Genomic DNA, 23,733 nt, shown 5'->3' on the forward strand with positions numbered 1-23,733 from the left:
TGGTGCGATGGGTCTAGGCTGACACGCATAGCAAGATCACGCTGATGAGCCATGCCGGATAGCACTGGTGAGGAATGCAGGATTGTCGATCCGTCTGAGCAGCCTACATTGAAGACGTGCGTCATTCCCTTGGCACACGAGCGCCTTGGTGGAGGCATGAGACAGCGCTTCCGCCGGGGCGCTCTCTTAGGGGTAGTGCGCACGGATGAACTGCTTTCCTGTATGACGAAGGTATCCGCAGAGAAGTTGCTGCACGATCACACGCCCAGAGGCGGTGTGCCGGTTGCTGGTCTTCACCGCCGGGTGGCCTAGCCAGGCGCACACCTCGTCCAGGGACGGGAAATCATGCTCAATCTCCCGGAAGCGCGAGGGCCGCTTGTTCCGCTTCCGATCCTCCGGCAACTCGGCGGGCCAGGTGTTGGGTTGGCGCGAGCCGTCCCTGACCACGCCCGCAATGATGTTGTCATGCAGGAACAGGTCATAGGCGCCGGCGGGTTCAGGCGGTAGCAGAGCAGAGATCTGCCCCGTGCACTGATCTACTTTGCAAGAGCGGACGACACCCGGACCGTGCGCTCGCGATGGGCGGTGTAGAGGCCACTGGCGATGATGACGCTCGCACCAGCTAAGGTCCATTGGTCCGGCACGTTGCCGAAGATGACGTAGCCTAGCAGTCCGGACCAGACGAGCTGGCTGTAGGAAAACGGCGCGAGGACGGAGGCGCGTGCCTGCTGGAACGCCAGCACGACCAGCCACTGCGCGATAGTGGAGGCTACACCCGTGACAAGCCCCAGGCCGACCTCACGCCATCCCGGCATCACCCACGTGAACGGCACAAGGGCTGAAGTAACCAGCAAACCCACGATGGCCGCATAGGTGAGGGAAATCAGAGGCCCGTCAGATCCGCTCATCTTGCGCGTCACCACCAGCGCAACAGCCCAGCTGGCAGCCGACAGAATGGGAAATATCGCAGTCGGATCGAATGCCCCTGCTCCGGGCCTCACAACGATGAGGACGCCAAGCAGCCCCACCATGACCGCGCTCCAGCGCCTCCACCCGACCACCTCTCCAAGGATCGGGATCGACAGGGCGGTCACGAGCATCGGCGAGATGAACGCGATGGCCGTGGCCTCGGCCATCGGCAGGAAGGCCAGTCCCATGATGAAGAAGATGGACGAGCCGAGCACACCGAGCGCCCGCAGGGTTTGCAGGATCGGTCGCTTAGAGCGGAGAGCATGCGCTTGTCCCGTGCCGATTGCAGTCCCCAGCATCAGGAGGGTGAACACGCAGAACCGCAGCCACGCCACCTCCACCGCTGGCAGGGTCGCGGTCATGAGCTTGGAGGCCGCATCCGAGCAGGAGAAGAAGGCCAGCGCGGCCAGCATGAGGACGATGCCACGCAGCGGCCGGTCGCGAGGGTTGGTGGGTTCATTCATCGAGATGATCGGCTACCTTCGGTTCCACCCCAATCCAGTACCCGTCAAAAGATGAACCGCGTGTTGATGAAGTTGGATTTGTGCTCGGTCACAATGGCGTCCAGCAACTGCTTATTGGCTTCTGTCTGCTTCGTGGCGATCATGGAGCGGATCGAGAACGAGCGCAGAGCATCGGTAACGGACAATGTGCCCTCGGCTGAGTCCTTGCGTCCAGTAAAGGGAAACACATCCGGCCCGCGCTGGCACTGGGCATTAATGTTCACGCGGCAGACTTGGTTGACGAGTGGATCAACGAGACGACCGATCTGATCCGGGCTTGAGCTGAAGATGCTGACCTGCTGGCCGTGCTCCGACGTGATGACGTATTCAAGCGCTGTTTCGAGATCCTCGAACGGCATGACGGGGACGACTGGTCCGAATTGCTCTTCCCGGTAGAGCTTCATGCCTTCCTTCACCGGATAGACAACCGCCGGGTAGAACAAGGTTCCACAGACCGTCCCGCCACCTTCGTTGACAACACGAGCTCCCTTGGCCTTGGCGTCCTCAACAAGCTGGGTCATGTAGTCGACCTTGCCAGGCTCTGGCAGCGGCGTGATGCTCACGCCCTTCTCCCAAGGCATGCCGACCTTGAGCTTGCCCAACTCCTCTGTGAATCGGCGCAGGAAGGGCTCGATGACCGACTGATGAACAATCAGCATCTTGAGCGCTGTGCAGCGCTGGCCGTTGAAGGACAGGCTTCCGAGGAGACATTCCTTGACGGCCAGCTCGATATCGGCGTCTGGCAGGACAATGGCAGCATTCTTGGCGTCGAGACCAAGGATCGCCCGCAGACGATGCGCCTTCGGGTGTAGCTTCTTCAGATGATCGGCGACCTTGCTCGATCCGATCAGGGTCAGCACGTTCACCTTCCCGGAATCCAGCAGGCGGGGCACGATTACAGAGCCGCGTCCGTAGACGGTGTTGATGACCCCTTTCGGAAAAGCGCTGCGGAACGCCTCAAGCAGCGGGTAGAACAGCAATGCGCCATACCGGGGTGGCTTGAACACGACGGTATTACCCATGATCAGCGCCGGGATCAGTGTAGCGAACGTCTCGTTGAGCGGATAGTTGTACGGTCCCATGCAGAGAACGACGCCGAGCGGGGTGCGCCGAATCTGCCCGATGGTGCCTTCAACGATGTGGAAGCGCGAGTTGCTATTGTCGAGCTCCTTTAACGCCTCGATGGTGGCCCGGATGTAGTCGACGGTCCGGTCGAACTCCTTCTCCGAGTCGGCTTGGCTCTTGCCGATCTCCCACATGATGAGGCTAACCACCTCCTGGCGTCTTGCAATCATCTGGTTCGTGAAGGCCTGCATGCAGGCGATGCGGTCGGCGACTGTCATGGTCGGCCAGATGCCGCGACCCTCATCGTAAGCCGCCACCGCCGCGGCCAGAGCTTCCTCGGCTTCCGGTTCTCCCCCGACCGGATAGCTCCCGAGCTCGATCTGCTCTAACGAACCGTCAGGGCGACGCACGCACACAGGTGACCGGACCGTTTCGACAGGCCCTGTCCAAGACCGAAGCTCCCCGTTAACGAGATATACGCGCTGATGAACCGAAGATGGGGGCTGATGCTCGGTAAGCATATCGTTCTCGAAAGGAAACAGCTGCTTAAGAACGGCAGAGTCAAACATCTCTGTATCTCCTATCTGTTCCTGTCGCTTGCGTCAGCGCGACGGATTTTAACGGTATCTATCTGTCTCAATTATCTCGGCGAGGAGAACCGACGGTTAGGTTATGCTGCTCCAAACAAGAGCTACTTCGTTGATCGCCTCTGGTCATCGTTTTCATCGGCCTGGAAGATTGCTAACCGTTCGTTTGGCGCCTTTCTCGTACAGGCTCTTTAGGCTATTCGTCACAGCGCCAGTGAAGCGCGAGTCCTGGGGAAGATCGTCCCCGAAAATTTCGCGCACGGCGAACAGTGCGCCGGCCAGGTTCTCGGCCGAGCGCCCTGCCCGGTCGGCGAGTTCCCGCAGTCGCGCCGCCATGGGATCGCGCACGTCGATTGGCGCGCCGTTCTCGTCCACGCCCGTGACATAGCGCATCCAGGCCGCCACGCCGAGGGAGAGCCGTGCGATGGAGGTGCCCTCGCGCAGGCGGTCGCGCACCGTTCCCAGGAGGCGCTGCGGCAGCTTCTGCGAGCCGTCCATGGCGATCTGCCAGGTGCGATGCTTCAGGGCCGGGTTCTTGAAGCGCTCGATGAGAGCCCGCTTGTAGGAGGTCAGATCGGCGCCCGGCGGCATGTGCAGCGTCGGAGTGACCTCCACGTCCATGAGCCCCTCGATCAGCCGCACGAAAGCCGGGTCGGCCATGGTGTCCGCCACCGTCTCGTAGCCTGCGAGATAGCCGAGATAGGCCAGCGTCGAGTGGCTGCCGTTGAGCAGCCTGAGCTTCATGTGCTCATAGGGCTCGACGTCCACGACGAACTCGGCGCCTGCCGTCTCCCAGGCCGGTCGTCCCTGCGGGAAACGATCCTCGATCACCCACTGTGTGAAAGGCTCGGTCACGACCGGCCATGCATCCTCGATGCCGAGAGCCTCCCCGATGCGCGCGCGATCCTGATCGGTGGTTGCCGGCACGATCCGGTCCACCATGGTGGAGGGACAGGAGACCTCGTTCGCCACGAAGCGGCCGAGGTCCGGATTGACCAGTTCGGCGAAGCGGGTGAGGACCTGCCGCACTGTTTGGCCGTTCGACGGGAGGTTATCACAGGAGAGTACTGTAAATGGCAGTACACCTTTTGCCTGGCGGCGACGCAGTGCTTCAATGATGAAGCCGGGCGCGGATCGTGGAATGGCAGGATGAGTGAGATCGTGCACAACATCCGGGTGGGCTTCGTTCAGGGCACCAGTCGCTGGGTCGTGGCAATAGCCCTTTTCGGTCACTGTGAGGGACACAATTCGAACCCGCGGATCGGTCATCACATCCAAAAGATCATCCTGAGCTCTTGGTGCGACGATGATGCGCTGGATAGCACCAACCAAACGCAAATCTTCCCCAGCTTGTGATCGAACTGAAACGGTATAGAGGCTGTCCTGAGATGCAAGCGCATCGTAGGTCTCCGGGCTGCGTAGGCTTGCAGCCACAATGCCCCAACGCGGATCTTGAGCTAGAACATCGTCCGTATAGACAGCTTGGTGCGCCCGATGGAACGCCCCCACACCTAGATGAACGATCCCAGTAGTGACGGCTCTCCTATCATACCGAGGGCGTCGGACACTTGGTGGGAGATGGTCGGTTATGGCATTGCTCAAGCGCGGCAGCATCACGGCCTCCATATTTGGTTTCGTCGTTCACACTTGCGTAGGCAGCCTGTTCTGATGCGAACCCAAGCTAAACCTTGAAACTAAAAGTATCCGCTGTTGCTCGTACTAATGCTTTTGTCTGCCCGATCACGCGCAGTTAGTCGCGCCTTCATATGGGCTGTGAGAGCAGCCGCCTTATCAGGCGAGAACCTGAGCCCGAGTTTTGAGCGGCGCCACAAGACATCCTCCACATCTCGTGCCCATTCCTGATTGATCAGGTAGTCAACTTCGTTTTCGCCGAGATCTGCATCGAAGATCCGTCCTAGTTCTCCCGTGGCACCAAGAATCTGCCGGGCCCGCGTCCCATAATTGCGAGCCAGCCGGCGGATCGTTGTTTCGGGGACAGCAGGTGCCTCCTTCTTGAGTTGAGACACCAAGGCTTCGAATCCCTGGACGGGGAAGTCGCCTCCGGGCAGCGTCGCCCCAGCCGTCCAAGCGGCTCCGCGGGCGCCGAGCACCTCTTCGATCTTCTTCAGGACGGATTCGGCCAAGCGCCGGTAGGTGGTGATCTTCCCGCCGAAGATGTTGACGATGGCGCCATCCTGGCCCGTTCCATCGACTTTGATGACATAATCCCGCGTGGCTTCCTGAGCCATCGACGCACCATCGTCGTACAGGGGACGAACACCGGAATAGCTCCAGACCACATCGCCGGGCGTGATGCCACGCTCGAAATACTCGGATGCCGCCTCGCACAGGTAGGCAATTTCCTCGTTCGAAATCTGTACCCTGTCGGGGCTCGCGCCAAAATCCCGGTCGGTCGTTCCGATTAGGGTGAAATCGCCCTCGTAGGGAATGGCGAAGATGATGCGGTTGTCCTTGTTCTGGAAGATGTAGCCCCGATCATGATCGAACAGCTTCCGGACCACGATATGGCTGCCCTGGACGAGCCGAACATGGCGGCGTTCGCCTTCACCGGTCGATTGACGGAGAACCTGATCGACCCATGGTCCGGCGGCATTCACCACGAGCTTCGCCGTCACCTCGCGGATCTGCCCCGTCTCCTGATCCGTCAACTCGACCAGAAAACCTCCCTCACGGCGCTGGAGCTGGGTGACTTTCGTACGTGTCAGGATCTCGGCGCCCCGGTCCGCGGCATCCCGCGCATTGAGGGCGACAAGCCGGGCATCCTGCACCCAGGCGTCTGAGTATTCAAAGGCCCTGGTATACCCCGCGCGCAGAGGTTTTCCGGCCGGATCACGCGCGAGATCGAGCGTTCGCGTTTTCGGGAGCAGCTTCCGGCCGCCGATATGATCGTACAGGAACAGACCGAGCCGCAGGAGCCAGGCCGGCCGCAGGCCCTGGTGATGAGGCAGGACGAAGCGAAGTGGCCAGATGATATGGGGCGCCATCGTCCAGAGCACCTCGCGCTCCATCAGGGATTCCCGGACCAGGCGGAATTCATAATGCTCGAGGTAGCGCAACCCGCCATGGATCAGCTTGGTGGAGGCCGATGACGTCCCGCTGGCCAGATCCTGCATTTCAGCGAGAAGAACGCTGTAACCCCGCCCGACCGCATCACGGGCGATTCCGCAGCTGTTGATGCCGCCGCCGATCACGACGATGTCAAATTCTGAGTGAGCCATAGCGATTCCCTTCAGATGCGATCCTGCCAGCGCTGCTTAGGGCCCTGGCCAGGTCGTCCGCTGCACCGCGCGTCGCCACCCGGCGAGTGACCGCTCCCGCTCGTCGCCGGCCATCGATGGCTCGAACCGGTGATCGGCCCGCCAACTGCTGGCAAATCCCTTGCTATCCGGCCAGACTCCGGCGCCACAACCGGCGAGCCAGGCTGCCCCCAAAGCAGTGGTTTCGAGAATGACGGGTCGATCGACGGGGCTGTTCAGAATGTCGGCAAGCCGTTGCATCGTCCAATCGCTCGCCACCATGCCGCCGTCCACACGCAGAACCGTGTCGGCCGCGGCTGACCAATCCTGACGCATGGCATCCAGAAGATCCCGCGTCTGGAAGCACACGGATTCCAGCGCCGCCCGCGCGATTTCATTGGGGCCGGTATTGCGCGTGAGGCCATAGAGCGCTCCACGTGCATCGGGTTGCCACCATGGCGCTCCGAGGCCTGTGAAGGCGGGAACGAGATAGACCTCCTGCTGCGGGTCGGCCTGTGCGGCAAATGATCCGGATTGGTCCGCACGCTGGAGAATGCCGAGTCCATCCCGCAGCCATTGAACGGCGGCGCCGGCAATGAAAATCGAGCCTTCGAGCGCATAGGTCGTCCGACCCTTGATGCGGTAGGCAATGGTGGTCAGCAAACGGTTCGTTGAAGGCACACGTTCGTGCCCCGTGTTGAGCAGCGCGAAGCAGCCTGTGCCATAGGTGGACTTCATCATCCCGGGCGAGAAGCAGGCCTGTCCCACGGTGGCAGCCTGCTGGTCGCCGGCCACACCGCGGATGGGAATCGCGACACCGAACAGACTCGGATCCGTGGTGCCGAAATCGTCGATGCAATCCCTGATCTCGGGCAGGATGGCGCGCGGCACGCGGAACAGGCGCAGCAGATCCTCATCCCACTCGCCCGTATCGATATTGCACAGCATGGTCCGGGAGGCATTGGTCGCATCGGTCACGTGCCGCCGCCCGCCGGTGAGATGCCAGAGAAGCCAAGTGTCCACAGTCCCAAAGGCAAGCTCGCCGCGTTCGGCACGGGTCCGAGCGCCTTCGACATTGTCCAGAATCCACGCAATCTTTGTGGCAGAAAAGTATGGATCCGCGAGCAAGCCAGTCCGATCGGTAATCAGCTTCTCGGATCCATCGGCCTTCAATGCAGCACAGAGATCTGCAGTCCGCCGATCCTGCCAGACGATGGCATTGTGAATGGCACGTCCCGTCTCGCGATCCCAGACGAGCACAGTCTCGCGCTGGTTGGTGATGCCGATCGCCGCGATGTCCGAGGCTGCCAGTCCGGCATCGGCCAGGGCGGACCGCATGGTTTCCACGATCGTTTGCCAGAGGTCCTGGGGATCGTGCTCGACCCAGCCGGGTTTCGGATAGATCTGGGGGAACTCGCGCTGCGCAAGGCCGCGGATCCTGTAGGTGCCGTCAAAGACGATGGCACGGGAAGACGTGGTGCCCTGGTCGAGAGCCAGCACGAAGTCAGCCATGCGTTCCTCCTTCCATGATCCGGTTCAGGGCGTTACAACCCAGGGAGGCAGAGGTATTTGAATTCGAGGAGGTCCTCGATGTCTTGCCGTCCGGGGCAGCGATCCACGCGCCGGCTACATAGGCCTGTTCCACCAGCAAGGACAGGGTCTCCAATGCTAGAACACAGCGCTCCACGGGCTTCGCATGTACGGTCATTTTGAGGCTCCCAGAAGATGAGTGACGGCAGGCGCTCCAAGGGATACGCCCGATAGAAAAAGGAGAATGAACACGATGCGGCGCATCATGGTTGGCGAAACAGGAGGCGGCCAGCGGCGCGCGGCGTAGGTCGCGCCCATCACCGCCGGAATGGCGAGGAGGCCCGTGAGGGTGGATCCGGACGGCAGATCGCCAGAGAACACCACGAGACCGATGCGGAAGACGGCATTGAGCGCAAAGACGGTAACGAGCGTCTCCCGCACCGTGATCAGCGGCATCGGCTGGCGATAGAAATGATAGACGAGGGGCGGACCTGCCGTTGAGAACATCCCGCCCATCAATCCGGCAATGCCACCGAAGAAGAGGAACGATCCATCAGGCGACTGCTTCGCCAGGGGCTCCGGCTTTCGTGCGAGCTGCAGGCTCGAGACGATGATCACAAGACCGAGGATCAGACGCAAAGCATCCGCCTGCGTCCCGGCAAGCCATTCCAGCAGCCAGTATCCGACGAAAAGCAATGGAATACTGGCCGCCATGACGAAGCCGAACTCGCGCCAGGCCACATCGCGCCAGCCCTTCAGGAGCATCTGCGTGGCGTTCACCAGCGTCAGCACACTCACGATCACGGCGGCATCGGGCAGTGACAGCAGCCCGGTCAGCCCGACGCCGCCCATGGTGATGAGCCCGAAGGCGAAGCCGGTCAGGGTCTGCGCATAGGCGGCGAAGCCCGCGAGAACGAGAAACCCGATGAGCTCCGCAGACGACATCGCTCAGAGGTTCCTCAAGCCCGCGAACAGAGCTGCGAAGTTCGAAGAGGCCCGATAGAACACCGGCGGCTCGCCGAAGGGCGCAGGCACCGTGGCGTCCTGCCCTCCCCCAAATGTCTTGCCGGACCACACATGGACCCACTCCGCTCCTTCCGGAAGATAGGTGCTCCACTCCGTCTTCCCAGCCTGCCAGACAGGCGCGACGAGCAGGTCGGCGCCGTAGAGATAGGCATCCTGGATCGCATAGGTGCGGGGATCCTCCTCGAAATGGAGGAATAACGGACGCTGCACCGGTAGACCACGCGTGGAAGCTTCCGCCACCAGAGATTTCAGGTAGGGCGCGAGATGCACGTAGATCTTCGTCATCCGCGCGAAATGCGCGAGGACCTGCGGATCCTGGTCGATCTGCAGATTGTCGCGCGGACGATTTCCCTCATGGGTGCGCATGACGGGCGTGAATGCGCCCATCTCGGCCCAACGCATGATGAGTTCCGCCGTACGCACATTGCCGAAGAGGCTCGTATAGCCGCCAATGTCCGAATGGTGATAGGCATTACCGAGAAGCCCGGATGAAAGCGCACCCGAAATCACGGTCACGAGCCCGTCGTGACGAGTGAAGTCGACCGACTGATCTCCTCCCCACAGCAGGGGGCAGTGCTTCTGAACGCCCGTGAAACCGGCGCGCATGAAGAACAGAACCTCGCCGGTCTTGCCCCGGCTCGCCACCGCACGTGCATTTACCTCAGCCCAGAGCGTCGGCCATGCATTGTGCATCAGCTTCGCATCGACACCATTGGCGAGTTTCACATCGATCGGCAGATATTCTCCGAAATCGGCCATCCAGCCGGAGAGCCGGTAGTCGAGCATGTTCTGCCCGATCACGCGCTCGGCGAACCAGGCGGCCGCATCCGGATTAGTGAAGTCGACGACGCCGCAATCGAATTCGCCGAAATCGACAAGAGCCGTCTTTCCGGCCTCGTCCTTTGCGAAATAGCCCGCAGCGTCCGCTTCGGGGAACAGGGAGCCATCGACGGCAAGGTAGGGGTTCACGTAGCCGAGGAAGCGAATGCCGCGGTCTTCCAGCTCCGCGATGCGCTGGCGCAGGCCCGGATAGCGGTCGTCGTTGGCCTTCCAGTCCCAGAACAGACGCGCGCCGAATGAGGTGTGGCGCAGGCCCACCCAATCCTCGCACCAGAGACCGGAGACCTTCGTGCCAGCCGCAATGATGGCCTCCAGCCGGTCGAAGGAATTGGCGCCATCCTTCAGGCCGATGATCGCGCCGCCATAAACCCATTCAGGCAGCGGCGGCTGGCGGCCGAAGCGCTCTGACATGGCTTCAACGAGAGAGATGAAGGTGGGACGGGCCGTGAGCTCGATTCGCTCCGGCACGGCCCAGATCTCGATTTCGTGGAAGCCGGCGCGGCGGAAGTCGAAGGCCGAATAGGCATTCGTCTCCACGTGCAGCGCATACCGACGGGACGACAGATAGGTGGGCTGCGGATAATTGGTGTTCCAGTAATCGCCACCGGATTTTCCGGTCACGTCCGACTTGAAGGTGATTTCCGTGGTCTTGTCACGTCCGACCCCGGGCTCGGACGTCCAGAGAGGAAAGCGGCGCCCGCGCATGTCGAAATACGACATCTGCTCGCCGCCGCCCCACACATGTTCGCCCTGCTCCGCATGAATGCGAATCCAGATCCTATTAAGGGCGGCATCCTCAGCCCGAAAGGCAATGGCGCCATTCCTGCCGTCGCCGGAAACCTGAAGGATCAGTCGAACGGGCTGCCCTGGGGCTGCAGAAAAGGCGATGTGGGAGCCGGATACGACCGCATGGGCGAGCGGCGTCCGCTCGATGATGTAATCCTCGATATCAAAATTGCCGCGGTACATGTCCATCCGCGCATCGCCCTGCCCTACGAAAAGGCACGGCGCATCGCTGCGATGACGCAGGACAAGCCTTCCGTCGAGAACGAGATCGAAGCCGTTGTCGGTCGTGTGGATCTGCATGGGACGCTCTCAGTTCTGGGTCAAGCCGGCATCGACGATGAAATTCGCGCCAGTGCAGCCGCCGCTCTCGTCGGAGCCGAGGAAGAGGGCCATCTTCGCCACATGGCTGGCATCGAGCCGGAACTTCAATGCCTGGAGATCGAGGAATTGCTGGTTCAGTTCGGGCGTCAGCCAGAGCTGCTTCTGGCGTTCCGTGAGGATTGCGCCGGGCACGATGCAGTTGACCCGGATATTGGACGGTCCCAACTCGCGGGCGAGCGTGCGGGTCATGCCGTTGATGGCCGCCTTCGCGGTCGTGTATCCGACCATGCCGGGGCGGCCGCGCATCCACGAAATGGAGCCGAGCATGATGACGGAGCCTGCGCCCCGTGCCGCCATGCCCTTCACAACCGCCTGCGTTGCGAAGAACTGATGGTCGAGATTCAGGGCAAGCGCGCTCCGCCAGTAATCCGGCTCCACCTCGGCCATGTCGTGCCGGTCATCCTTGCCGGCATTGTTGACGAGCACATCCACGCCGCCAAGATCATTCTCGATCCTGGCCAGCACCTCGCGGAGCGCCGGAATGTCGGTGACGTCGCAGGGGTGGAAAGTGGCTCCCGTTGCATCTGCCAGGGCATTGCCCGGCTCCTGCGCGATATCGATGAAGGAGACCCGTGCCCCCTGCGCCACGAAGGCCTTCACCATCTCCTCGCCGATCCCGGACGCACCGCCCGTGATGACGACGGAGCGATCTTGAAGGGAGCGGTACTGAACCGTTGAGTAATCGAACGACATCGCGAAGCGGCCTTAAACGGATGGATCAAAGCGGGTTTCGGGCAGGCCCGGCACATCGACCGGCATGGCGAACAGGCTCCCCGAATGCGGAAAGGCTTCGAGTTCTTCGACAGAGCGGCCGGTGCGGGCGGAGGTCACGTAAAGGGTCTTCCGATCATGGCCTCCGAAACAGACCATGGTGGGGCACCGGGCCGGAACAGGATATTCCGCCAGGAAACGGCCATCGGGCGCGTAGCGCTGTATCCGTCCGCCCTCGAACAAGGCCGTCCAATAGCAGCCCTCCATATCCACCGCCGCGCCGTCGGGGCGGCTCCGGTTGGTCTCGGTCGGCTCAAGGCGCGCGAACAGGGTCTTGTCCGTCGCCGCGCCGGTCGCAGGATCATAGGCGTAGCGCCATACGGTGAATGTCGGCGTATCGGAATGATAGAGCGTGCGCCCGTCCGGCGAAAAGGCGACGCCGTTCGACGTGAGAAGACCGCCTGCGAGTTCCGCAAGCCCTCGCCGGTCGTAGCGGTAGAGATGAGCCTTGCCGCCATCCTTTGGCTCATCGATGGTGCCGGCGATGAAGCGGCCTGCGGGATCGACACGGCCGTCATTGAAGCGGCTAGTGCGCTGATCTTCCGGATTGTCGGCCAGCTTCGTCTCAGGCTTTCCCAGAGCATCCAGCGACCAGAGCCCCGAGCGAAACCCCGCGATGAAGCCTCCGCCCTTCCGGAACCCGATGCAGCCGATCTCCTCGGGCATAGCCATGACGATGTGCTCGCCCGTGCTGGGCCAGAAGCGATGAAGCGCCTTGCACTTGATGTCGACGAAGAACAGCGCCTGCTCGTCGGCGTCCCAGATCGGGCACTCGCCCAGTTGTGCGCGAACATCGAGGGCGACAGTGAGCGGCATTTCACGAAACCTCAATAGGCTGCGGCTGGAGCGTTCGATGCTACAGGCTGATCGCGCAGGGCGCCCAGCCATTCGGAAGCACGGCCCGTCATCATGGCGATGTCGGATGCCACTGCCACGTAGCTGTAGCCATAGCCGATAAAGCGGCGCACCATGTCCGGGTTGGGTCCGACGACGCCGACCGGCTTGCCGGCATCGCGTGCCATCTTGGCGGCCTTCTCGATCAGCGCCTGAACGTCGGGATGCGCGATATTGCCGATATGCCCCATGGCGGCAGCGAGATCGCCTGGGCCTACGAACAGTGCGTCGATCCCGGGCACCGCCGCGATCTCAGGCAGCCGCTCGATGGCCTCGGGCGTCTCCAGCTGGACGATCACCGCGACCTGGTCATTGGCACGCTTGAGATAGTCCGCAGCGCGGCCGAAGCGCGAACCGCGATGGACCGCAGCGACGCCGCGAACGCCCTCGGGCGGATACTTCGCAAACGAGACGGCCTGGCGGGCTTCCTCCACGGTCTGAACGAAGGGAACCATGATCGTCTGGGCGCCTGCATCGAGCACGCGCTTCACGAGCACCTGATCGTTCCAGGCGAGCCGCACGACCGCATCGGCCGGCGTGCAGCCGATGGCTCGCAGGATATGGGCCAGGTCCGCCACTTCGATCGGCACGTGCTCCATGTCGACGACGAGGAAGTCGAAGCCGCTATAGCCCATCGCTTCCGCGGTCGCGGGGGCTGCTGCCATGAGCCAAGTTCCGAGCGGCGGGCGCGGCCCCTCGCCTTTCAGCCAGCCTTTGAAGCGGTTCTCGATGTCGATCATGACGTGACCTTAGAAGATTGACGGCTCGACCACCGGGCCGGGCGTGCTGAGGAAATCGAAATCGCAGCCCTGATCGGCCTGCGAGACATGGCGCTGGTAGAGCGCCGCGAAGGACCGGTCGTAGACATGCGCGGTCGGCTTCCATTCGGCGCGGCGGCGCACCAACTCGGTCTCGTCGACCTTCATGTCGAGGCGTCCGGCCTCGACATCGAGTTCCACGAGATCGCCCGTTCTGAGGAGCCCAAGAGGACCGCCCACAGCCGCTTCAGGAGCCACGTGCAGAATGCAGGTGCCGTAATGGGTGCCGCTCATGCGTCCGTCGCAGATGCGGACCATGTCTCGCACGCCTTGGCGAAGGAGCTTCTTCGGGATCGGCAGATTTCCCCATTCCGGCATGCCCGGCGCCCCGACAGGGCCGGCATTGCGGAGCACGATGACCGTATCCTCCGTGATGTCGAGATCGGGATTGTCGATGGTCCGGTTCATCTCGGCCGGGCTGTCGAAGACGAGCGCCGGCCCCACATGCTTGAGGAATTTCGGGTTCGCCGCCGAGGACTTCATCACGGCACCGTTCGGGGCGAGATTGCCGCGCAGGACGGCCAGCGTCTTGCCGCGCGAGAGCGGCACGACTGGATTGTCCTCTCCACGGATGACGTCGTCATTCCAGCACTCGGCCCTGGCGATGTTCTCACCCAGCGCCTTGCCGTTCACGGTCATGGCACCCTGGTCGAGATGCCGCTCCAGCTTCCTGAGCATCGCGAGCAATCCGCCCGCGAAGTAGAAGTCCTCCATCAGGTACTCGCCGGACGGGAAGAGGTTGGCACAGACCGGCACCTTGCCTGCCATGTCGGACATGTCATCGAGGCTCAGGTCGACATTGGCACGGCGTGCCATGGCGATCAGGTGCACGGCAGCATTGGTGGAGCCCCCAAGCGCCATGTAAGCAACAAGCCCGTTGCGGAAGCTCTTCGCATCGAGGAAACGGGATGGCTTCCAGTCTTCCCAGATCATCTCCACGATACGCTCGCCGCAGGCGGACGCCATGCGCGGATGGCCGCTGTCAGCGGCCGGTATCGAGGACGCGCCCGGAAGCGTGAGGCCCATGGCGTCCACGATGGATGTCATGGTGGAGGCCGTTCCCATGGTGTTGCAGGTGCCAATGGAGCGAGTCATCCGGCTTTCCAGATCGACCCAATCGGCTTGCGTAATGTTGCCCGCCCGGAGTTCGTCCCAGTATTTCTTAGTGTGCGTACCCGCCCCGGTCTTCTGGCCGCGCCACTGTCCGTTCGACATCGGACCGGCCGGGCAGTAGATCACCGGAATGTCCATGCTGATCGCACCCATGAGAAGGCCGGGCGTGGACTTGTCGCAGCCGCCCAGCAGCACGGCCCCGTCGATGGGATGCGAACGCAGGAGTTCTTCCACCTCCATGGCGAGGAAGTTGCGATAGAGCATCGTGGTGGGCTTCACCATCACCTCGCCGACCGACAGGGCCGGCAATTCCACCGGATATCCGCCCGCCTGCCAGACGCCGCGCTTTACGGCCTCCGCGCGATCGCGCAGATGCGAATGGCAGGGGCTCAGGTCGCTCCAGGTATTGATGATCGCAACGACGGGCTTCCCGAGGAACTCCTCCCGACGCATGCCCATCTGCTGGGTGCGCTGGCGATGCGCGAAGCCGCGCATGTCGTCGGAGGCGAACCAACGCTGGCTACGGAGCTCCCCGATATTTCGGCGTGTCATCTCAAAAGTTCCTTATCCCTTGATGCTGCCGGAGGTCAGGCCGGATACGACATGCTCCTGGAGGATCACGATCAGGACCGCGACGGGCACGATAACCCACGAACGCCGCCAAGACCGCTGGTACTAGGACCTTAAAACAGGGTGCCGCTACGCATACGGCCAGCCGCTCCATCCGAAGACTGGACTGGCGGGAAATGGACTCAGCTGTTACCTAGCAGCATCTACAGTATGCCTTCTGAAGGCTTCCATCGGTCATCGTCTTGGCGAACGCAAGGCTTGGGCTGTCATTCACAACGTGCTCGACGCGAACCACGCCACATACATGTGCCCTAGGCAGGTCGGTCGCGCCGGTGTTTCGTCGAGTAGGAGAGCCGCCGCGGCACCGTCATCTCAGACTGAGCGAATAATCCAATGCCTTTATCACTCCTCTCAGTTCGGCCAAGCCTTTAAGGCGTCCAATTGCGGTATAGCCTGGGTTAACGCGCTTGCCTGAATTGAGGTCATCAAGCATACGATGGCCATGATCGGGGCGGAATGGGATCTTCGTGCTCTCTGGCCGCTGACGATCCTCCTTCAGGAGGGCATCAAGGACTGCAACCATACCGACGTCACCTTCGAGATGGTCCGCTTCATAGAAGCTCAGTCCATCTTGCTCCCGTCGCGTTGCCCTCAGATGAGCAAAGTGGATGCGCGATGCAAAGCGGCGGGCCATGGCGGGAAGGTCGTTATCCGCCCGCACCCCGAGACTACCCGTGCAGAAGCACATCCCATTTGCGTCAGACGGCACGGCCGTGAACAAAGCCGCATAGTCCTCCTCCGTCGACGCAACGCGCGGTAGCCCGAAAAGCGGCCGTGGCGGGTCGTCCGGATGGAGTGTGAGCTTGACCGACAGGCTCTCCGCGACGGGGGTAACCTGCTCCAAGAACTCGACCAGGTGCTTGCGCAGCTTCGCAGCGTCGATACCTTCATAGGCGGCAAGCCGGTCGCGGAACGCCTCCAGGCTCAAGGCATCGGTCGTGGATCCGGGCAGGCCTGCTGCGATGGTTTTCGTCAGCCGTTCGACAGCAGCATCGTCGAGTGCATCGGCCGCCGTCCGCGCCCGCACCTGAGCCTCCTGATCGTAGGAGTTCTCGGCACCGGGACGTTTCAGGATATAGAGGTCGAAGGCCGCGAATGCATCCTGGTCAAAACGCAGGGCCGTTGCCCCTGTCGGAAGCGGCCAATCGAGATCCGTCCGGGTCCAGTCCACCACAGGCATGAAGTTGTAGCAAATGATCTTCAGGCCGCCGTGGGCCGCGGCCTCAAGGCTTGCGATCCACGCCGCGATCGATTGCTTCGCACCGGCTCCATGCCGTTTAATGTCGTCGGCGACGGGGATGCTCTCGATCACTGACCACCTCAACGGCGAGCGCCCAGGTGGCGTGATCTCAATAAGGTCGCGGTGGCGCTCAACATCGTTGAGCGACCACGCCTCGCCCGGCGGGACATGATGGAGCGCGGAGACAATATCCGTGGCTCCTGCCTGACGAACCGCATCCAGCGTTACCGGATCATTGGGGCCGAACCATCGCCAAGCTTGTCTCATGGATCACGTCCTTCATGCTGTTTGAGTGTCGATGCGGTACGCTCTCAATCTTTGAACGCCGGTGTGCCTGGCACGACGTTAATGGATCCCTCCGGTGGTTCGACCCGGATCTGACCTTCGATGCCCACGGGATGAACCGAGACCGTGTCGAACGCTGGCCGGTAGGAACCGACGGCGCTGAGAGACAGGACGAGGTCCTTACCGCTTCGCCGCAGCTGGAAGCGAAGCTCCAGCCGGCCGTCGCCCTGCCAGTCCGATGTATCTCCGTCATCCTCGTAGAGGTATGCATCGGCGACGTCCTGCGGGGCACCGAAGACAATCAACTCGCGCTGCGTGTCGGCGCTTGGATTGATGCCATCGGTTTGCCGGGTCACTGGAATGATGGCACCGCACCGGACGAAAACAGGCAGGCGGCCGAGAGGTGCCGGAACCGTGATCGTCTGCCCCCCTTCGAAGTGGCGTCCGTCGTGGAAATCGAACCAGCCGCCCGGATACTCTGGCAGGTAAACCTTTCGGTCCGTTGCCCCCTCGTCAAGAACGGGCGCTACCAGAATGTCTGGCCCGAGCATAAAGCTGTCCTGGACATCAAGGGCTGCACGGTCATCGGGGAAATTATAAAACAACGGACGCACGACCGGCTCGTTCTCACGTGAGGCCCGCCACATCTGTGTGTAGAGATAGGGCATCAGCCGGTAGCGCAGTGCGATGGCACCACGAACCTGAGGGATGACACTCTCGTGCATCCACGGCAGGTTGACGATACCAGTGACCTTCCAGGAATTCATAACGAAGCGTGGCCAGAGAGAGCAGAATTCCACGAACCGGCAGAACAGCTCCGCATTTGGGCTGGGTCCATGGAAGCCGCCAACGTCGTGTCCAATGTTGAACATGCCGGTCAGGCTCATGTTGAGCCCTTGGGTGAGATTAAACCGAAGCGTCTTCCAGGCCGTCTCGTTGTCGCCGGACCACGTCTGGGCATAGCGCCACAGGCCGGCTGCTCCACCGCGCGTGATCGCATAGGGCCGTTTCCCGGGGGTGGAGGCGGCCTGCGCCTCGAAGGACAGCTTCGTCATAAGAAGCGGCTGTGCCGCCCGGGCCAAGGTCTGTGGGAAGGGGCGCCCATCGCCGTTGCACATGGCGTCCTCGTCCCAGATCTCGTACTCGTTGTTGTCGTTCCAAACTGAGACGACACCATAGTCGAGCAGTGCGGTCTGAATTCCATCCCGCCACCAGGCGCGCCCATCAGGGTTCGTGAAGTCGACGTGGAAGCCCAGACCATCCCAGAACTGCGCTACAGCCGGCTGACCCGTCGCACCATCCATAACGAGAATACCCTGCTCCTGTGCCTCGTTCAGGCGGGGATGGTCGTCCAAGAGGCAGGGCTTGAGATTGGTGACGGGCTGCTTGCCGGCCTCCTTCAGCCGGCGCATGGTGCCTGCCGGATCGGGAAACTTGTCGCGGTTCCAGTTGAAGGCGTAGCGGCGGTGGCCAATGGACGTGTAGCCGGAGCCGAAATGAAAGCTGTCGCAGGGGATCTGGTGGTACCGACACTTCTCAATGAAGTCGGTGATCCTCGCATCGGCATCCGGCGCATCCGTGATTGTCATCGTCGTGGTGGCGAAGCCGAGCGTCCATTTCGGCGCGAAGGCTTGACCGCCCGTCAGCCAGGAAAAGCGCTGCACCACATCAGGCACGCGGGGCCCCGCGATGACGTAGAAGTCGAGGTCGCCATCCTGCGCGCTGTAGGATCGAAACAGCCCATGATAGTTGTCAATCGTGCAGCCTAGATCCATCTCTCCAATGGCAAGATTGTCATAGAAGATGCCGTGCGCGCCCGCCGGGCCATCGACGATGAGGAACGGGATCATCTTGTAGAGCGGATCGCTCAGCTCCGCGTCGAAGCCGCATGGATCCACGGCATCGATTTTGAAGCGCCGACCCGTGTGGTCGAGGGGCCCCGCCTTGTCGCCGACGCCATAATGGCGCTCGTGCTCCTCGCGCGCCATGACGTGCTGAAGCGCGCCGGTCTTGCGCGACAGGAAATAGGCCTGGGTCGGACGGTCGCGCAGGAAGGGACGGCTTTCGCCGGTCCGCTGCCAGGCGATACCGAAGGGGTTGAGGGTCACGATCGCGGCCAAGCCGGCAGCTTCGAGCACGATGGTACCATCCCGTTCCGCCACTGAGGCTTCGGGGCAGGAGAATCCCTCCGTTGAGTCCCGCAGGCGGCCCTCGAAGGAAGGCTCCAGCCCGCCGGGTGCAATGCTCCAGCCGCGGTCGAGGCGATAGCCGCCATCGCGCTTCATGACGACGCGGCCGATATCCTGCTCGAGGATTCCGACGCGTAGCTCCGCGCCCCAGCCGAGATCGAACACGGCCCAGATTCCGTCCCGGCCGCGATAGCGACCCTCCGTCAGTGCTTTCATCGAAACTGTCTCCTCAGCAATATCAGCGAATGCGGATCGCGTTTCCATCCGCATCGAAAAGGTGAAGCGTCTCGCGCTTAAGCCGCAGTCCGACCCTCTGGCTTCGGTCGTATCGGGCCTGTCCATCCTGGCGCACGGTCAGCTGCGGCAAGCCGGGAGCCGATCCGTACAGGTACGTTTCGCCCCCGAGCTGCTCGACCAGGTCGACCGTGATGACAAGATCCGCCTGGGTCTCGTCCACCACATCGATGTGCTCCGGGCGGGCGCCCAGCGTGATACTGGCTCCCGAGGCTGCCTGACCGGTGGAGGATACGGAAATCGCTCGTGTGTCGTTTTCAAGAGCGACCTGTCCCGAACCCGCCACGCGCGCCGGGAGCAGGTTCATGCGGGGCGAGCCGATGAAGCCCGCCACGAAAAGATTGGCTGGATGATTGTAGACTTCCAGCGGCGTTCCGACCTGCTCGATGCGGCCGGCCCGCAGCACCACGATGCGGTCGGCCAGGGTCATGGCCTCCACCTGATCGTGGGTGACGTAGATCATGGTGCCACCGATCTCCCCGTGCAGGGCGGCAAGCTCCTTGCGCGTGGCGACCCGCAGTTCCGCGTCGAGGTTGGACAGGGGCTCGTCGAAGAGGAAGATCTTGGGATCACGGACGATCGCGCGGCCGATCGCGACACGCTGGCGTTGGCCGCCCGAGAGAGCCTTGGGCTTGCGGTCGAGGTACTCAGTCAGCCGGAGCATCTGGGCCGCGCGGCCGACACGCTGGTCGATTTCGGTCCGGCTGAGCCCCATGTTCTCGAGAGCAAAGGCCATGTTCTTGTAGACGCTCATATGCGGATAGAGCGCATAGGACTGGAACACCATCGCAAGCCCCCGGTCAGAGGCCGGAACGTTCGTGACGCTCTGACCGTCGATCCGGATATCGCCATCGCTGACTGTCTCCAGGCCGGCGATGATGCGCAGAAGCGTGGACTTGCCGCAGCCGGAGGGACCGACGAACACCACGAACTCACCATCCGCGATCGCGAGATCGACACCATGAATGATCGTCGCGGAGCCGTAGGACTTCTTGATTTCGGTAAGTTTGAGGTCAGCCATGATTCAACCAGCCGGATTATTTCATCCCGGTATTGGCAATACCGGTGGTGATGAAGCGCTGCAGGAACACGAAGACGATCGCGACCGGGGTTAAAGTCATGACGGTCATCGCAAGAAGATACTGCCATTGGGTCTGTAACTCGCCTTGGAAGGCATTGAGGCCGATCTGCAGTGTGTAAGATTCCGTCTTCGTCAGAACGGCGAGCGGCCACAGGAACTCGTTCCAGCGCCACATGATCGAGAAAATCGCTAAGACCGCCAGCGCAGGCAGCGTCAGGGGAATTACGATACGCCAGTAGATCTGCCACTCCGATGCCTTATCCATGCGGGCGGCCTCAATAAGGTCGCGCGGCAGGGTCAGCATGTACTGGCGCAGGAGAAACACGCCTGTGGGTGTTGCGGCCCCCGGTAGAATCACGGCCCAGAGTGAGTTGACGAGCCCAAGCTTGGTCACCACCAGATAGACAGGTACCAAAATGATGGTGATGGGGATCATGAGTGTGCCGATCACCATCAGCATGGCGGCGTTCTTGCCTTTGAACTCGTAGATGGAAAGGGCGTAGGCCGCCATCGAGTTGATCAGAAGCGTGATCAAGGTCGCGACCACCGTCACAAAGACCGAATTGGCGAGAAATTGCGGGAAGGCGAAGCGTTGCAACGGCTCGGTGTAGTTTTCCGTGGCGAGGGAGAACTGGCGCACCGGAACGCGTTTGTCGATCGGCACCCGGACCTGCTGGCTCGGATTGGCCGGATCGATCATCTGAGCCTGGATCCCGACGCGGCGGACCTGGGCGAGCTCACGCGTGGTTCCGTCCTCCATGGTCACCTTGAAGAGCGGCAATGGCTGCGGGAAGCCTTCCACGCGGACTTCCTGCTGCGACATCGGCAGAAGGGAGGGCGGGAATTCAAGCAAACCGGCCTGTGTCTTGAACGACGACATGACCAGCCACAGGACCGGGCCGAACATCAATACGACGCCGATCAGGAGATACACATAAGCCGCGATGTCGGTCCAGTGCCAATGTTTGGCGTTGCGGCGGGCGGTGAGGAGAGTGGCGACGTTCATGAGAGCCTCACGAGGACTTGCGTTGCGTGAAGGCGAGCTGCGTCAGCGTCAGCGCGAACAGCACGATGCCGAGCACCACAGAAGCCGCCGCCGCAAGACCGAAATTCTGAACCTGGTTCGAGAACGCAGTTTCGTAGATGTATTGCACCACCATCAAGGTGGAGGTGCCCGGCCCTCCCCCGGTCAGCACGAAGACCTCGTCAAAGGTCTGCACGGCACGGATCAAGGCCAACACGATCACCACGATCAAGTTCGGCCACAACAGTGGCAAGGTGAGACGCCAGAACACGCGCCAGCGGGGCGTCGCGTCCATCTCAGCGGCCTCGTAGATGTCGGATGGGATAGCCTGCAGGCCAGCCAGCAGAATGAGCGTGTAGAAGCCCATATGGGCCCAGACCGACACAAAAATGGCCCAGAACATCGCCCAACCGGGTTCGCTGAGGAACAGGATCTTGTCGCCATCGAACGCCGTAATGCCGGCATTCAGAAGCCCGTCGCGCTGCAGGATCCATTTCCAGATCAGGGCAACGACCACAGGCGACAACAGGACCGGAAAGAAGTAGACGGCACGGAAGAAGCCGCGCCCGCGGATCTTCATGTTGAGAACGATGGCTGTGAGGAGCGAGAATCCCACCATCGCGATAACCTGGAAGAAGGTGAACCTGAGCGTATTATAGACGCCGCGCCAGAAATGGTCCTCGCGGCAGGTGCTCGGATCAAGATAAGATGCACAATCGAACAGATAGGCGTATTGGCCGGTTCCTACGTAAGGACGTTCGGATGGAAACAGCGCAGGACCGCCGGTCACCGAGTAGACGAAATTGATGGCGATCGGCACGAACACGAACAGGCCGAAGAAGACGAGATTCGGCAGCAGGAAAACATAAGGCATTCGCCTCTCGCCGATGAGGCGCTGCAGTCCCGCCATAGGCCAGTCGACGATCCGCGCAGCCTGTCTCAGGATAGGGTTTGACCCATGGGTCTGAGCGTGATGGCCTGCTGGATCAGACGGCGGTGTTAAAGAGGTCTTTGACGTGAGGGTCATGCTGCCTCCGGCCGAAGCGAGAATGTCCCGGGCAATTTCGCCCGGGACACGTTCCGGATCTTACTTCTTGTTGCGCTCGGCGATCTGCTGCTCGATATCGGCCGTGATGCGCTTGTAGGCTTCGTCAAGCGTGGCCTCGCCGGCAATGGCCTGGCCGAGCCGGCTGATCACCGCGTTGAAGATCACGCGGTTGTTGACATAGCCTTGCAGCTTGTTGGCAACCGGAGAGAGCTGCGACACGCCCTCACTGAAGACCTTGAGGGCCGCCTTGGCTTGCGGCGAAGCGCTTTTGTACTCAAGCCCTTTCTTGGCGAGGCCAAGGTGGCCCGGGACGAACAGCGACCGCTGGTAGAATTCCTCAGCCACCTTCTCGCTGGCAAGGTACTCGACGAGGCGCGCAACCTCCTTCGGATGCTGGGTCGTCTTGATGGCGACGAGCGCCGCGCCGCCAGGCATGCCGGAGCAGTTGGCCGGGCCGCAGGGGGTCGGGACGGCAACCCAGTCAAAGTCCGCGCCGATGGTCTTGTCGAACTGCCCGATTTGCCAGGAGCCCGACTCGTACATGACGACCTGTGCGTTCTTGAACTCGTCGTTGGCGCCGCGATAGGCCGTGCCTGCAACCGAGCCCCAGAGTTCCTTCGACATCACGCCGTTCTTATGCCAGTCGAAGACGAGCTGCGCGGCTCTCTTGAAACCCTCATCGACGACGGCGGGCTCGCCTTTGTCGTTGAACACCTTTGCACCCTGCGTGATCGCGAGGCTGAAGAACCGGTGGCCTGAGCGATCGATGGCGATCGGGAATGGGGCCTGCACCTTCGCGGCAACGTTCTTGGCGGCCGTGGCCCACTCCTCCCAGGTTGCCTTGGGACCGGGCATCGCGACATTCGCCTGCTCGAACAGGGTCTTGTTCACGAAAGGTCCCGTCAGGGTGAGCTGCGTCATGTAGCCCGGGATCGAGGTGGTGTCGCCCGGCAGCCGCATCCACTCGAGGAAGGGCCCGAAATTGGTTTCGAAATAGGCCGCGTCCTTCAAATGGGGACGCAGGTCGAGCATGTAGCGGGCGACGCCGCCGAGGTCTGCAACACGCGCAAGATCAGGCCCCTGCCCTGCCGCGAGCTGTACGGGCAGGTTCTCGTTGATAGCCTTGAATGGCACCTGATCGAGGACGACCTTGATGTCCTTGTTCTGCTCCTCGAAGCGGCGCAGTAGGTCGGACATGACCTCGCCTTCGTTGCCGTCCGAGTACCAGGTCATCCGCAGGGTCGTCTGTGCCTGCGCGTGACCGACTGCCAGGCTCGCCGCGAGTACGGCACAGCCCAGGAGCATTCTTGCGCCCTTCATTGTTTCCTCCATTTCGTTTTCTCGCCGAACGTCGAGATTTGCTTGGATCTGTGGCGCCACAGAGGCGTCAGATCTCATTAGA

General features: G+C 61.9%; 18 protein-coding genes. All 18 read right to left on the minus strand.

Translation table 11 applies throughout. The features are described from left to right. Positions 1-536: 536 nt before the first annotated feature. Positions 537-1,433, minus strand: coding sequence for a DMT family transporter (locus tag JO965_RS38155; RefSeq protein ID WP_203445973.1), 897 nt, complete (start codon positions 1,431-1,433; stop codon positions 537-539). Positions 1,434-1,477: 44 nt separating this feature from the next. Next, positions 1,478-3,106: an NADP-dependent glyceraldehyde-3-phosphate dehydrogenase gene (locus JO965_RS38160; protein WP_203445974.1), complete on the minus strand. Its 1,629-nt coding sequence runs from the start codon at positions 3,104-3,106 to the stop codon at positions 1,478-1,480. Positions 3,107-3,259: 153 nt separating this feature from the next. Continuing rightward, positions 3,260-4,738 carry a mannitol dehydrogenase family protein gene (locus tag JO965_RS38165; RefSeq protein ID WP_203445975.1) on the minus strand — a complete coding sequence of 493 codons (1,479 nt, stop codon included), beginning with the start codon at positions 4,736-4,738 and terminating at the stop codon, positions 3,260-3,262. An 80-nt stretch (positions 4,739-4,818) separates the two neighbouring features. Beyond that, positions 4,819-6,363: a glycerol-3-phosphate dehydrogenase gene (gene glpD / locus JO965_RS38170; RefSeq protein ID WP_203445976.1), complete on the minus strand. Its 1,545-nt coding sequence runs from the start codon at positions 6,361-6,363 to the stop codon at positions 4,819-4,821. Positions 6,364-6,399: 36 nt separating this feature from the next. Continuing rightward, positions 6,400-7,893: a glycerol kinase GlpK gene (glpK, locus tag JO965_RS38175; protein ID WP_203445977.1), complete on the minus strand. Its 1,494-nt coding sequence runs from the start codon at positions 7,891-7,893 to the stop codon at positions 6,400-6,402. Beyond that, on the minus strand, positions 7,886-8,089 hold the full coding sequence (locus JO965_RS38180) for a hypothetical protein (protein ID WP_203445978.1): 204 nt from the start codon (positions 8,087-8,089) through the stop codon (positions 7,886-7,888). Before JO965_RS38180 ends, glpK begins: the two co-directional genes overlap by 8 nt. Continuing rightward, positions 8,086-8,856: a sulfite exporter TauE/SafE family protein gene (locus JO965_RS38185; protein WP_203445979.1), complete on the minus strand. Its 771-nt coding sequence runs from the start codon at positions 8,854-8,856 to the stop codon at positions 8,086-8,088. The genes JO965_RS38180 and JO965_RS38185 overlap by 4 nt, the downstream gene beginning before the upstream one ends. Positions 8,857-8,859: 3 nt before the next feature. Then, positions 8,860-10,863 (minus strand): alpha-glucosidase, encoded by a 2,004-nt coding sequence (locus JO965_RS38190; RefSeq protein WP_203445980.1) that lies wholly within the window; start codon positions 10,861-10,863, stop codon positions 8,860-8,862. 9 nt (positions 10,864-10,872) lie between these two features. Next, entirely contained in the window at positions 10,873-11,637 is a 765-nt protein-coding gene (locus JO965_RS38195; RefSeq protein WP_203445981.1) for an SDR family NAD(P)-dependent oxidoreductase, read from the minus strand. 12 nt (positions 11,638-11,649) lie between these two features. Further along, a complete protein-coding gene (locus JO965_RS38200; protein WP_203445982.1) occupies positions 11,650-12,531 on the minus strand; it encodes an SMP-30/gluconolactonase/LRE family protein in 882 nt (293 codons plus the stop codon). Positions 12,532-12,542: 11 nt separating this feature from the next. Further along, on the minus strand, positions 12,543-13,349 hold the full coding sequence (locus JO965_RS38205) for an HpcH/HpaI aldolase/citrate lyase family protein (RefSeq protein ID WP_203445983.1): 807 nt from the start codon (positions 13,347-13,349) through the stop codon (positions 12,543-12,545). Between the two features lie 9 nt (positions 13,350-13,358). Next, positions 13,359-15,092 carry an L-arabinonate dehydratase gene (gene araD, locus JO965_RS38210; protein WP_203445984.1) on the minus strand — a complete coding sequence of 578 codons (1,734 nt, stop codon included), beginning with the start codon at positions 15,090-15,092 and terminating at the stop codon, positions 13,359-13,361. Between the two features lie 385 nt (positions 15,093-15,477). After that, on the minus strand, positions 15,478-16,677 hold the full coding sequence (gene uxuA / locus JO965_RS38215) for a mannonate dehydratase (RefSeq protein WP_203445985.1): 1,200 nt from the start codon (positions 16,675-16,677) through the stop codon (positions 15,478-15,480). Between the two features lie 44 nt (positions 16,678-16,721). After that, positions 16,722-19,100: a TIM-barrel domain-containing protein gene (locus JO965_RS38220; RefSeq protein WP_203445986.1), complete on the minus strand. Its 2,379-nt coding sequence runs from the start codon at positions 19,098-19,100 to the stop codon at positions 16,722-16,724. 22 nt (positions 19,101-19,122) lie between these two features. After that, on the minus strand, positions 19,123-20,199 hold the full coding sequence (locus tag JO965_RS38225) for an ABC transporter ATP-binding protein (RefSeq protein WP_203445987.1): 1,077 nt from the start codon (positions 20,197-20,199) through the stop codon (positions 19,123-19,125). A gap of 16 nt (positions 20,200-20,215) precedes the next feature. Further along, positions 20,216-21,265, minus strand: a complete 1,050-nt coding sequence (locus JO965_RS38230) for a carbohydrate ABC transporter permease (protein WP_203445988.1) — start codon at positions 21,263-21,265, stop codon at positions 20,216-20,218. Positions 21,266-21,272: 7 nt separating this feature from the next. Then, positions 21,273-22,310: a carbohydrate ABC transporter permease gene (locus JO965_RS38235; protein ID WP_203445989.1), complete on the minus strand. Its 1,038-nt coding sequence runs from the start codon at positions 22,308-22,310 to the stop codon at positions 21,273-21,275. Positions 22,311-22,370: 60 nt separating this feature from the next. Continuing rightward, positions 22,371-23,651 (minus strand): ABC transporter substrate-binding protein, encoded by a 1,281-nt coding sequence (locus tag JO965_RS38240; RefSeq protein ID WP_203445990.1) that lies wholly within the window; start codon positions 23,649-23,651, stop codon positions 22,371-22,373. Positions 23,652-23,733: the final 82 nt, after the last annotated feature.

Source organism: Microvirga sp. VF16, from assembly GCF_016864375.1.
Taxonomy (GTDB): Bacteria; Pseudomonadota; Alphaproteobacteria; order Rhizobiales; family Beijerinckiaceae; genus Microvirga.

Coding starts and splice junctions, on each gene's coding strand:
- JO965_RS38155 (WP_203445973.1), bottom strand. CDS start 1,433: ATGAATGAACCCACCAACCCTCGCGACCGGCCGCTGCGTGGCATCGTC.
- JO965_RS38160 (WP_203445974.1), bottom strand. CDS start 3,106: ATGTTTGACTCTGCCGTTCTTAAGCAGCTGTTTCCTTTCGAGAACGAT.
- JO965_RS38165 (WP_203445975.1), bottom strand. CDS start 4,738: ATGCTGCCGCGCTTGAGCAATGCCATAACCGACCATCTCCCACCAAGT.
- glpD (WP_203445976.1), bottom strand. CDS start 6,363: ATGGCTCACTCAGAATTTGACATCGTCGTGATCGGCGGCGGCATCAAC.
- glpK (WP_203445977.1), bottom strand. CDS start 7,893: ATGGCTGACTTCGTGCTGGCTCTCGACCAGGGCACCACGTCTTCCCGT.
- JO965_RS38180 (WP_203445978.1), bottom strand. CDS start 8,089: ATGACCGTACATGCGAAGCCCGTGGAGCGCTGTGTTCTAGCATTGGAG.
- JO965_RS38185 (WP_203445979.1), bottom strand. CDS start 8,856: ATGTCGTCTGCGGAGCTCATCGGGTTTCTCGTTCTCGCGGGCTTCGCC.
- JO965_RS38190 (WP_203445980.1), bottom strand. CDS start 10,863: ATGCAGATCCACACGACCGACAACGGCTTCGATCTCGTTCTCGACGGA.
- JO965_RS38195 (WP_203445981.1), bottom strand. CDS start 11,637: ATGTCGTTCGATTACTCAACGGTTCAGTACCGCTCCCTTCAAGATCGC.
- JO965_RS38200 (WP_203445982.1), bottom strand. CDS start 12,531: ATGCCGCTCACTGTCGCCCTCGATGTTCGCGCACAACTGGGCGAGTGC.
- JO965_RS38205 (WP_203445983.1), bottom strand. CDS start 13,349: ATGATCGACATCGAGAACCGCTTCAAAGGCTGGCTGAAAGGCGAGGGG.
- araD (WP_203445984.1), bottom strand. CDS start 15,092: ATGACACGCCGAAATATCGGGGAGCTCCGTAGCCAGCGTTGGTTCGCC.
- uxuA (WP_203445985.1), bottom strand. CDS start 16,677: ATGAGACAAGCTTGGCGATGGTTCGGCCCCAATGATCCGGTAACGCTG.
- JO965_RS38220 (WP_203445986.1), bottom strand. CDS start 19,100: ATGAAAGCACTGACGGAGGGTCGCTATCGCGGCCGGGACGGAATCTGG.
- JO965_RS38225 (WP_203445987.1), bottom strand. CDS start 20,199: ATGGCTGACCTCAAACTTACCGAAATCAAGAAGTCCTACGGCTCCGCG.
- JO965_RS38230 (WP_203445988.1), bottom strand. CDS start 21,265: ATGAACGTCGCCACTCTCCTCACCGCCCGCCGCAACGCCAAACATTGG.
- JO965_RS38235 (WP_203445989.1), bottom strand. CDS start 22,310: ATGACCCTCACGTCAAAGACCTCTTTAACACCGCCGTCTGATCCAGCA.
- JO965_RS38240 (WP_203445990.1), bottom strand. CDS start 23,651: ATGAAGGGCGCAAGAATGCTCCTGGGCTGTGCCGTACTCGCGGCGAGC.